This is a genomic window from Burkholderia sp. KCJ3K979, assembly GCF_016759955.1.
GTDB classification, from domain to species: domain Bacteria; phylum Pseudomonadota; class Gammaproteobacteria; order Burkholderiales; family Burkholderiaceae; genus Burkholderia; species Burkholderia orbicola.
The window spans coordinates 1-9,919 of sequence record NZ_JACFYV010000233.1 but is presented as its reverse complement, the minus strand read 5'-3'; the positions used below and the strand labels follow the sequence as shown (position 1 = coordinate 9,919).

The 9,919-nt window shown below is 69.6% G+C and carries 11 protein-coding genes and 1 riboswitch; of the genes, 5 read left to right on the top strand and 6 right to left on the bottom strand.

The window, feature by feature from the left end:
• The 3 genes from H3O04_RS30455 to H3O04_RS30445 all read right to left on the bottom strand — a co-directional run.
• A partial coding sequence (locus H3O04_RS30455; RefSeq protein ID WP_202589089.1) for an FAD-dependent oxidoreductase occupies positions 1–516 on the bottom strand: 516 nt, incomplete at its 3' end.
• 4 nt (positions 517–520) lie between these two features.
• Entirely contained in the window at positions 521–829 is a 309-nt protein-coding gene (locus tag H3O04_RS30450) for a non-heme iron oxygenase ferredoxin subunit (RefSeq protein WP_006477886.1), read from the bottom strand.
• Positions 830–865: 36 nt separating this feature from the next.
• Positions 866–1,948 (bottom strand): fatty acid desaturase family protein, encoded by a 1,083-nt coding sequence (locus H3O04_RS30445; RefSeq protein ID WP_202589088.1) that lies wholly within the window; start codon positions 1,946–1,948, stop codon positions 866–868.
• 174 nt (positions 1,949–2,122) lie between these two features.
• On the opposite strand from H3O04_RS30445, the gene H3O04_RS30440 reads away from it, so the two are divergent.
• The 5 genes from H3O04_RS30440 to H3O04_RS30420 all read left to right on the top strand — a co-directional run bounded on the left by H3O04_RS30440 (position 2,123) and on the right by H3O04_RS30420 (position 7,133).
• The gene (locus H3O04_RS30440; RefSeq protein WP_202589087.1) at positions 2,123–3,187 is read left to right on the top strand and encodes a LacI family DNA-binding transcriptional regulator; all 1,065 of its coding nucleotides are present in this window, start codon (positions 2,123–2,125) and stop codon (positions 3,185–3,187) included.
• Positions 3,188–3,330: 143 nt separating this feature from the next.
• Positions 3,331–4,332 carry a xylose isomerase gene (locus H3O04_RS30435; RefSeq protein ID WP_202589086.1) on the top strand — a complete coding sequence of 334 codons (1,002 nt, stop codon included), beginning with the start codon at positions 3,331–3,333 and terminating at the stop codon, positions 4,330–4,332.
• 40 nt (positions 4,333–4,372) lie between these two features.
• Complete coding sequence (locus H3O04_RS30430) at positions 4,373–5,197, top strand: TIM barrel protein (RefSeq protein WP_202589085.1); 825 nt, start codon at positions 4,373–4,375, stop codon at positions 5,195–5,197.
• Positions 5,198–5,271: 74 nt separating this feature from the next.
• Entirely contained in the window at positions 5,272–6,258 is a 987-nt protein-coding gene (gene iolG / locus H3O04_RS30425; protein WP_202589084.1) for an inositol 2-dehydrogenase, read from the top strand.
• A gap of 188 nt (positions 6,259–6,446) precedes the next feature.
• Positions 6,447–7,133, top strand: a complete 687-nt coding sequence (locus H3O04_RS30420; RefSeq protein ID WP_202589083.1) for an HAD family hydrolase — start codon at positions 6,447–6,449, stop codon at positions 7,131–7,133.
• A gap of 70 nt (positions 7,134–7,203) precedes the next feature.
• Here the strand turns inward: H3O04_RS30420 and ribB are convergent, their stop codons facing one another.
• The 3 genes from ribB to H3O04_RS30405 form a co-directional block, all read right to left on the bottom strand.
• The gene (gene ribB, locus H3O04_RS30415; protein ID WP_202589082.1) at positions 7,204–7,914 is read right to left on the bottom strand and encodes a 3,4-dihydroxy-2-butanone-4-phosphate synthase; all 711 of its coding nucleotides are present in this window, start codon (positions 7,912–7,914) and stop codon (positions 7,204–7,206) included.
• A gap of 118 nt (positions 7,915–8,032) precedes the next feature.
• Positions 8,033–8,181: riboswitch (FMN riboswitch) on the bottom strand.
• 187 nt (positions 8,182–8,368) lie between these two features.
• The gene (locus tag H3O04_RS30410; protein ID WP_011546157.1) at positions 8,369–9,055 is read right to left on the bottom strand and encodes a helix-turn-helix domain-containing protein; all 687 of its coding nucleotides are present in this window, start codon (positions 9,053–9,055) and stop codon (positions 8,369–8,371) included.
• Between the two features lie 219 nt (positions 9,056–9,274).
• On the bottom strand, positions 9,275–9,919 hold a 645-nt coding region (locus H3O04_RS30405), incomplete at its 5' end, for an MFS transporter (protein WP_202589081.1).

Genomic DNA, 9,919 nt, shown 5'->3' with positions numbered 1-9,919 from the left:
GGTCACGCGGCAGCCGCGCCGACGCGCCGACGCCGCGACTTCGAGACCGATGAAACCGCCGCCGATCAGCACGATCCGCGCGTCGGGCACGAGCCGCGCGCCGAGTACCGCCGCATCGTCGAGCGTGCGCAACGCGACTACGCCGTCGAGCGCCGCGCCCGGAATGGCCAGACGGCGCGCACGGCCGCCGGTGGCCAGCAGCAGCGCGTCGTAGCCGAACACGTGTCCGCCGGACATGCGCACTTCGCGTGCGTGCGGATCGATACGCTCGACGGTCGCGACGATCCGCTCGATGCGGTCGACCGTCCATGCGTCGGCATCGCGCAACCGGCATTGCACCGCGCCGCGCTCGCCCGTCAGCACGCCCTTGGACAACGGCGGCCGCTCGTACGGCGGATGCGACTCCGCGCCGATCAGCACGATGCGCCCGCGCCAGCCGGACGCGCGCAGCACCTGCGCCGCGCGGCCGCCGGCATGGCCCGCGCCGACGATCGCCATCACCCGGTCGCTGGTCATCGCGTCATACCTCGATCAGGATGCGGCCGTCCTCGATCTTCGCGCGGTACGTGCGCAGCCTCTCGCACGCGGGCGCCGACAGCGGCCGGCCGTCGCGCACGTCGAAGCGGCCGTTGTGCTTCGGGCACTCGATCACATGATCCATCACGAGCCCGTCCGCGAGATGCACCTGCTCGTGCGTGCACAGACCGTCGCTCGCGTAAACCTCGCCGTCGATCCGGTAGATCGCATACGTGCGGCCGGCGTGATCGAAGCGCGCGACGTCTTCGTCGTCGATGTCGTCGAGCGCGCCGGTGTCGATCCATTGCGTCATGGTGCGTGTCTCCTTCGTTGTGAGGTTCGGTAGCGGTCAGGCGCGCGCGGCATCCGGCACCGGCCGCACGACGTAATCGGACGGGTCGCGCGTCTGCCGGACCAGCGCCGGCACGATCTCCGCATAGGCCGCCAGCGTGCTGCGGTACGGCGGCGGCATGTCGGCCCTCACGGCTTCGTGCAGCTTCGGCAGCGCATGGAACGGCACCATCGGGAACATGTGGTGCTCGACGTGATAGTTCATGTTCCAGTACAGGAAGCGGAACACCGGATTCATCATCACGGTCCGGCAGTTGCGCCGGTGATCGAGCACGTTCTCCGGCATGCCCGCGTGCTGCGTGAGGCCGAAGTACAGGTACAGCCATGCGCCGTAGAGGCTCGGCAGCCCGATGTAGAGCAGCGGCAGGAGCGTGTGCCAGTACACCGCCGCGCCCGTCACGAGCGCGTAGATCGCGAGATGGATGCGCGACTCGCGCACGACCTTCGGCCATTCCGACTCGGGCACGTAGGTGCGTTCCTCGTCGTCGAGCCGGCCGGTGAACGACACCGCGATCATCTTGCGCAGCTCGCCGGCCACGTGCTTCAGCGCGACGACGTTCAGCGCGAGCGCGAGCCAGTCGGTCGGCTTCGGCGCGGCGATTTCCGGATCGCGCCCGACGACCAGCGTATCGGTGTGATGGCGCGCATGGCTCCAGCGCCAGGCGGTCGCGCGGCGGAACACCTGGAACGACGCGACCTGGTACAGCACGTCGTTCATCCAGCGCGTGCGGAACGCGGTGCCGTGCCCGCATTCGTGCCAGCGCGAATCGGCCGGGCTGCAGTACAGCGTGCCGTACACGAAGAACGCGGGAATCGCCCACGCCGAATGCGCGCGCCACGCCAGCCACGCGAGCGCGCCGCCGATCGCGATCGCCGCATACCAGATCAGCGTGTCGCGAATCGCCCGCGCATCGCCGCGCTGCATCAGCTGCTTCATCAGCGGCCGCGGCACCGCGCACCGGTACCACGCGGCGTTGACGAGCCCGGCCGCGTGTGCGCGCTCGCCGGCGCCGCCGATCATTCGGTATGCCTGACGGCGCGCCGCCGTGGGTTCGCGTGCCGGGTCGTCGGGTTGGGCCACTTCTGTCTCCTGGGGTTCTTGTGCGCGGCAAGCGCGGCAAGCGCTTCGCCACAGGAACGAAATTAGGCGACCGGCCGCCCCGCCTCAATCGAAACGTTGACGAAATTTCGCCATCGCTTTAGCGTTCCCGACAACGCCACGCGATCGATGGCGACCCTCATGATGGAGACGACCATGGCAGGTGAATCCGGGCCGCGCTGGCGCAAGCGCACCGCGCGCTTCGACGAGATCGCGGCGCTCGCCGGCGTCAGCACGACGACCGTCGACCGCGTGCTGAACGAGCGTGGCAGCGTCTCCGCGCAGGCGCGCGAACGCGTGGTGGCGGCCGCGCGGCAACTCGGCGTGCCGCGACAGTTGCCCGACACGCGGCACGGGTTGATCCACGTCGACGTGCTGCTGCCAGACACCGACGCGCCGTTCTTCCGACGATTGCAGCAGGCGCTGCAGCGCTCGCTGCAGATGCTCGACCGGCGCGTGGTCGTGCACCAGACGATCCTGCCCGCCGCGGACGACGCGCGCGCCGCCGCGCTGATCGAACGGCCCGCGTACCGGCGCGCGGCGCTGATCGTCACCGCGCACGACACGGCCCGCGTGCGTGACGCACTGGCTGCCGCGATCGCGCGGGGCGAAACCGTCGTCACGATGGTCACCGACATCGGCGGCATCGACCGCGCGCACTTCGCCGGCATCGATAACTATCGCGCCGGGCGCACGGCCGGCTACTACATCGGCCGCCTCGCCGCGCGCCCCGGCCGCGTGCTGCTGCTCGGCGGCCGGATGGGCTACCGCGCGCACGCCGACCGGATGGCCGGCTGCCGCGACCAGCTCGCCGACGCGTTCGCCGCCGTGCGCTGCGACGATGAACCGATCGAGACGCTCGACCAGGACGACCGCTGCTACCGCGCGGTGTCGAAGGCGCTGCAGGCGCACGACGACGTGGTCGCGATCTACAACAGCGGCGCCGGTTCGGCCGGCATCGAAGCGGCGCTGCGCAAGGCCGGCGCGATCGGGCGCGTGGTGTGGATCGGCCACGAGATGATCGACCTGCACCGCACCTTCATCGAAGCCGGCGCGATGGATCTCGCGATCGACCAGGACCCGGACGGGCAGGCGATTTCCGCGCTGCAGCACATGCTGCATGCGTGCGGCATCGTCGAACAGCCGCCGCCGGACGATCCGGTCGAATTCCGCGTGTTCTGTCCGGCGAACGTGAGGACGAGCGCGTACCTGCAGGCGTGAATCCCGCCGTGCGGCGCACCGCATGCGCACGATGAAAAAATCGACCGCGGCATGGGCGATTTTTCGTCAACCTTTGTCATGCAGCCCGCGCCGCGCATCCGTACATTGATCAGCCATCCACGGACAACAACGGACAGGAGACGATGGCTGAACCGATCCTCATCGGCGTGAACCTCGACGGCGTGCTCGAACACGACGGGCTGCCGCCGCCCACGCCCGCCGAACGCTTCCGGAGGGTCGCCGCTGCCGGCGTGTTCGACTACATCGAAAAGAACCCGGCGCGCGGCGAGGACCTGTCGCCGTATTTCGCGCTGGTCGATCGCCACGCGCTGCCGATCCGCGTGATCGGCGGCATCTGGTGCGCGGGCCGCGACGAAGCGCACGTCGCCGAGATCGTCGCCGCTGGTGCGCGGTTCGGCAGCACGGTGCTCAACTGCCAGCTACATGCGCGTCACGCGGACGGCCACCTGCTGTCGGACCGCGAAGTCGCCGATTTCTACCTGCGTGCGTACGCATCGGGCGAACCGGTCGGCTGCCTGCCGAGCCTCGAAGTGCACGTCGACATGTGGAGCGAGGACTTCATGCGCGTGGCGCGCGTCGCGCGGCATGTCGAGCAGGCCGGCGCGCCGTTCCGTATCACGCTCGATCATTCGCACCTGCTGTTCAAGATCGGCAACCGCGCCGAGCTCGACGCATCGGGCCTGCGCGAATCGGCCGACGGTGGCCGTGCGCTGCTCGACCCGGCGTCGCCCGCCGCGATCTACGCCGACTGGATCGCGCGCGGCTGGGTCCGGCATGCGCATGCGCGCAGCGTGACGCCGAACAACCCCGAGAACCGCTGGATGCGCCGCGCGGACGGCAGCCCCGGCCGCGGCATCCAGTACCCGTTCGTCGCGCCCGCGCCGGGCGCGTATCACGGCGAATGGCGCGCGGATGCGCTGGACACGTGGAAAGCCGCGCTGCGCCAGTTGCTGCGAACGCAGGCTCACGCCCGGCCACCGCTGCTCGCGCAGATCAGCTGCGAGTTCATCCCGTTTCCCGACTACGGCGGCGGCGCGCGCTATTCGATCTTCGACAACAACGTCGCGTGCGCGCACTGGCTGCGCGACACGTGGCAGACACTTGCCGCGCGCACCGGCACCTGATTCGGACCCGCCCCACTCCAGCCTCAAGGACAGAACGACGATGCAAACCTTCCACTTTTCGCTGAACCGGATGAGCGCGCCGCGCTTGCCGCTCGACCGCTACGTCGCGCTGTGCCGGCGCCTTGGCGTCGACACGATCGAAATCCGCAACGATCTCGACGGCGTCGAGCTCGCCGATGGCACGCCCGCGGCCGCCGTCCGCGCGACGGCCGAAGCCGGCGGCGTGACGATCCTGACGATCAACGCGCTGCAGCGCTTCGAGCAATGGAACGCCGAGCGCGCGGACGAAGCGACCGTGCTGGCCGACTACGCGGCGCAATGCGGCGCGCGTGCGCTGGTGCTGTGCCCGACCAACAGCCACGGCGACACGCGCAGCGCGGACGCCCGCCATGCGGATCTCGTCACGGCGCTGAAGGCGCTGAAACCGATCCTCGAAGCCCGCGGCCTGCTCGGCTTCATCGAACCGCTCGGCTTCGAGGAATGCGCGCTGCGCCGCAAGTCGGACGCGGTGAAGGGCATCTACGCGGCGGCGGGCGAGCCGGTGTTCCGGCTCGTGCACGACACGTTCCATCATCACCTCGCCGGCGAGGACATCTTCTTCCCGAACCTGACGGGCCTCGTGCACATCTCGGGCGTCGAGGACGCCGACCTGCCGGTCGACCGGATGCGCGACGGCCACCGCGTGCTGGTCGGCGGCGCGGACCGGCTCGGCAACGTCCGGCAACTGCGCGAGCTGCTCGCGCGCGGCTACCGCGGCGCGCTGTCGTTCGAGCCGTTCGCGAACGAAATCGCCGAAGCCGGCGACATCGAGAACCGGCTGCGCGCCAGCATCGACTACGTGCGCGGCGAGCTGGTGGATCGCTGAGCGGACCGTCATGACGGCGCGCGCCCCATGCTGACCGTGCATCGGTAAACCAGCGGAATCCACAGGAGAACGGAATGATCGAATTCGCTTTGTTCGGCGCGGGCAGGATCGGCAAGATCCACGCGGCGAATCTCGCGCGCCATCCGGGCGCAAAACTGAAGTACGTGATCGACCGGCATGCGCCGTCGGCGGAAGCGCTCGCCCGCACGCACGACGCGCAGGTCGCCGACGTCGAGCGCGCGCTCGGCGATGCGTCGGTGCGGGCCGTCGTGATCGCATCGAGCACCGACACGCATGCGGACCTCATCATCGCGGCCGCGAACGCGGGCAAGGCCGTGTTCTGCGAGAAGCCGGTCGACCTCACCGTCGAGCGCTCGCGTGCGTGCGCGGACGTCGTGCGGCGCACCGGCGCGACCTGCATGATCGGCTTCCAGCGCCGCTTCGACCCGACCTTCGCGGCGCTGAAGGCACGCGTGGAGCACGGCGAGATCGGCGCGCCGGAAATGCTGGTCGTCACGAGCCGCGATCCGGGCGCGCCGCCGGCCGATTACATCCGCAGCTCGGGCGGCATTTTCAAGGACATGCTGATCCACGACTTCGACGTGTTCCGCTGGATCCTCGGCGACGAAGCGCAGACGCTGCACGCGACGGGCAGTTGCCTGACCGATCCGGCCGTGCACGACGCGGGCGACATCGATTCGACCGCCGTGACGATCCGCACGCGGCGCGGATTGCTGTGCCAGATCAACACGTCGCGGCGCGCGGCCTACGGCTACGACCAGCGCTTCGAACTGCTCGGCAGCCAAGGGATGCTGCAGGCCGGCAACGTGCGGCCGACCGAGGTGAGTGCCTGGCTCGCGGGCGGCATCGCGGCCGACGTGCCGGAGCCGTTCTTCCTCGAACGCTACCGGCATGCGTATGCGGCCGAGATCGCGCATTTCGTCGACGCGCTGCGCGACGGCACGCCGGTCAGGACGACGATCGACGACGGGCTCGCCGCGCTCGAACTGGCCGAAGCCGCGATGACGTCGTGGAAAACGGGGCGCGTGATCGAGCTGTGACACGGCAAACGGCGGCCGCGATCCGGGCAAGCGAGCCGCCGCTGCGCGAGCGGCGGCGCCCCGGCACGACCTGCCGCGACCCCACGGCGGCATCGGGCAAATTTGCCGCCACGTCGCGCGGCATGCGCGTGAAAGCACGTATGATGACGAATCGATCGGCGTCGCCGATATCCCGCATTTTCATCACCATGCTCGATCACCTCATCTGCGACTGCGACGGCGTGCTCGTCGACAGCGAAGTCATCGCCGACCGCGTGCTGCTCGACACGCTGTCCGCCACGTTCCCGAACCTCGATTTCGAAGCCGCCGCGAAGTCGGCATTCGGCCAGCAGACGTCGCGCTTCCTCACCGGCATCGAATCCCGCTTCGGAATCGAAATGCCCGCCAACTTCATCGAGACCATCGAGCACAACATCGAGATCGCGCTCGCGCAATCGCTCGCGCCGATCAGCGGCGTGCGCGACGCGCTGCTGAAGATCACGCTGCCGGCTGCCGTCGTGTCGAACAGCCGACTCGTGCGCGTGCGCAATTCGCTGAAGCGCGCGTCGCTCACCGAGATCTTCGGCGAGCGGGTGTTCAGTTCCGAACAGGTCGCGCGGCCGAAGCCCTACCCCGACGTCTACCTTCACGCGGCGCACACGCTCGGCGTCGAGCCGGCGCGCTGCGTCGTCGTCGAGGACAGCATTTCGGGGCTGAATGCCGCACGGGCGGCCGGGATGAAGACGATCGCGTTCGTCGGCGCGAGCCACATCCCCGACAACTACGCGGACGCGCTGCGCGCGATGGGCATCACGCGGATCATGCGCAAGATGGACGAACTGCCGGCGCTCGTCGAAGCCGGCATGCGCGGCGAATTCGGCGACGTGCAGTCCTGATCGTCATTCGGGCCGGATCGGTCGATCCGGCCGCGCCACGGGCGCGCGAACGCGCCCGCCTGTCCTTCGCTCAGGCCGGCTCGCAGCAGCGTTCGCGCGCGGCCGCCAACGCCTCGCGGAACTCGACGAGTTCCGCGATCGTCAGCATCGGCAGCCCGTGCCGTTGCGCGAAGCGCTCGACATCGTCGCCGCGCGTCATCGTGCCGTCCGGATTCATCAGCTCGCACAGCACGCCGGCCGGCTTCAGGCCCGCGAGGATCGACAGGTCGACCGTGCCTTCGGTATGACCGCGGCGCGCCAGCACGCCGCCCGGTTGCGCACGCAACGGAAACACGTGGCCGGGACGCACGATGTCGTGCGGCTTCGCGCCGTCGGCGATCGCCGCTCGGATCGTCGTCACGCGATCGGCGGCCGACACACCGGTATGCACGCCTTCGCGCGCCTCGATCGAGACGGTGAACGCGGTGCCGTTGCGGCTTTCGTTGGTCTGCACCATCGGCGGCAGTTCGAGCGCGCGCACCGCGTCGTCGGTCAGGCACAGGCAGACGATGCCGCTGCACTCGCGGATCAGCAGCGCCATCGTCTCGGGCGTGATGCGCTCGGCGGCGACGATCAGGTCGGCTTCGTTCTCGCGGTCGTGGTCGTCCTGCAGCACGACCGCGCGGCCGGCACGCATCGCGTCGAGCGCGGCGGCGATGCGCGGCGGCACCGGTTCGGCATCCAGCAGGGGGAGATCGGCAAAGGCGTCGGCAGGCGCCGACGAAACGGACATCAAGGACATGTGAAACGCTCCTCGCAAATACGATTAGGGCGAAAAACGTTTCAGGGCATTGCAAACAGACAGAACGACAACCCGCTTCGCATGCAGCGCGAAGCGGCCCTGACGGACATGACTATCTGCACATCTTCTCTCATCCGGACTGTGACCGTCGGCTCTGGCATTCGACCAGATCTGCTGACCCCGCGCGGATGCGCGGGCGCTCGCGGGCTCGCCGGCTTACGCCAGCCTACCGCCGGTGGGGAATTTCGCCCCGCCCTGAAGACGCACTGATTGCCGGACGGGAACGCCCCGTCACCGGCGGGCCAAGCATACAACAGCCGCGCACGACGCGCAGCCAACTACCGGTAAAACCTTACTGACGACCCCGTCTAACGGCATCGCCCGAACGGCCGGCGGGCGATTCCGCGACCCCGCGACCATCCGGGAACGCAGTCGCGCCGCGCGGCCCGCGCGATCAGTTGACGGCCGCGTGCGCCGCGTCGGGCACGAGCCAGCGCGGCGGCACCTCCGGGCTCACCGTCACGCGGAACGCACGCGCTTCGCTGTCGCCCGGGTTGCGCAGGCTGTACGGCTGGTCGGCGTCGAACACGATCGCGTCGCCGGTCGCGAGCAGCTGGCGGCGGTCGTGCACGCTGACTTCGAGCGTGCCTTCGCTGACGACCAGGTTGACCGTCGTGCCGGGCGCGCGGCGCGCGCCGGGCTCCGTATGCAGCGGTGCGATCCGCAGCTCGTGGAATTCGGCCGCGGCCGGCTCGCCTTCCGGATACAACGCACGCGCCGAGAAACGGCCGTTCGAGCTGACCACGCGCGACGCGCGCTCGGCCGCCAGGTGCTCGAAACCGTTCACTGCGTGGCGCCGCAGGAACGCGGCGACCGACACCTTCAGTGCCGCCGCGATCTTGCAGAGCACCTTGATCGACGGCACGCTGCGCGCCGATTCGATCTGCGCGAGCATCGCGCGCGACACGCCGGACAGCCGCGCGAGCGCATCGAGCGACAGTTGCCGCTCGGCGCGCAAGCGCGCGAGGTTCACGCCGACGACCTGCTCGAGAACGTCGAGCGACGCGGAGCCGCGTCCGTCGGCGGCATTGCCGGACTCGAAGGAAGACACGTCGCGCACGAGCGCCAGGGATGAAGACATAGCATTGCCTCCGGGCCGCTGCGCGGCCCTGCGTAGGGGTAAGCCGGAACCGGAATCGGGTTGCGCCGGTCATTGGCGCGTATCGAGACGCTATCACCCGGCCTGGCACGGGCAAACGAAGTTATCTTCACACCGTTATCAGCATCGCGGAGGAATACGTTTCTCGCGAACCTTTTCCTGCCGCTATGGCGTCGCCGCGCAAGGCGTCGTGGCGACCGCTTACTGCGCCGCCGGCGCGGCCCCGCGCGCCGGGCCGCGCGTGTCGAGCCGCATCGCGAGCCACGTGACGACCAGCGCCGCGAACGTCACCGCGACCGCGACCCACGGCAGCGCATCGAGCGCGAAGCCATGTTCCAGCGCGAGGCCGCCAAGCCACGCGCCGCCCGCATTGCCGACGTTGAACGCGCCGATGTTCAGCGTCGACGCCAGATGCGGCGCGCTCGCGGCCTTCTCGACCACGCGCGCCTGCAGCGGCGGCACCGTCGCGAACGCGGCGATCCCCCAGACGAATACGGTCACGGCGGCCGCGACCGGCAGGTGGCTCGTCTTCGCGAACACGGCCATCACGGCCATCAGCGCAACGAGGATCGCGATCAGCGACGGCATCAGCGCGCGGTCGGCGAGCTTGCCGCCGATCGTGTTGCCGATCGTCAGCCCCGCGCCGAACAGCACGAGGATCAGCGCGACCGCGCGCGGCGAGTAGCCCGACACGGTCTCGAGGATCGGCGCGATGTACGTGAACACGACGAACACGCCGCCGAAGCCGAGCACCGTCATCAGCAGCGCGAGCCACACCTGCGGCTCCTTCAGCACGCGCACTTCGTGGCCGAGGCCGACCGGCCCGCTGTCGTGGCGGTTCGGCAC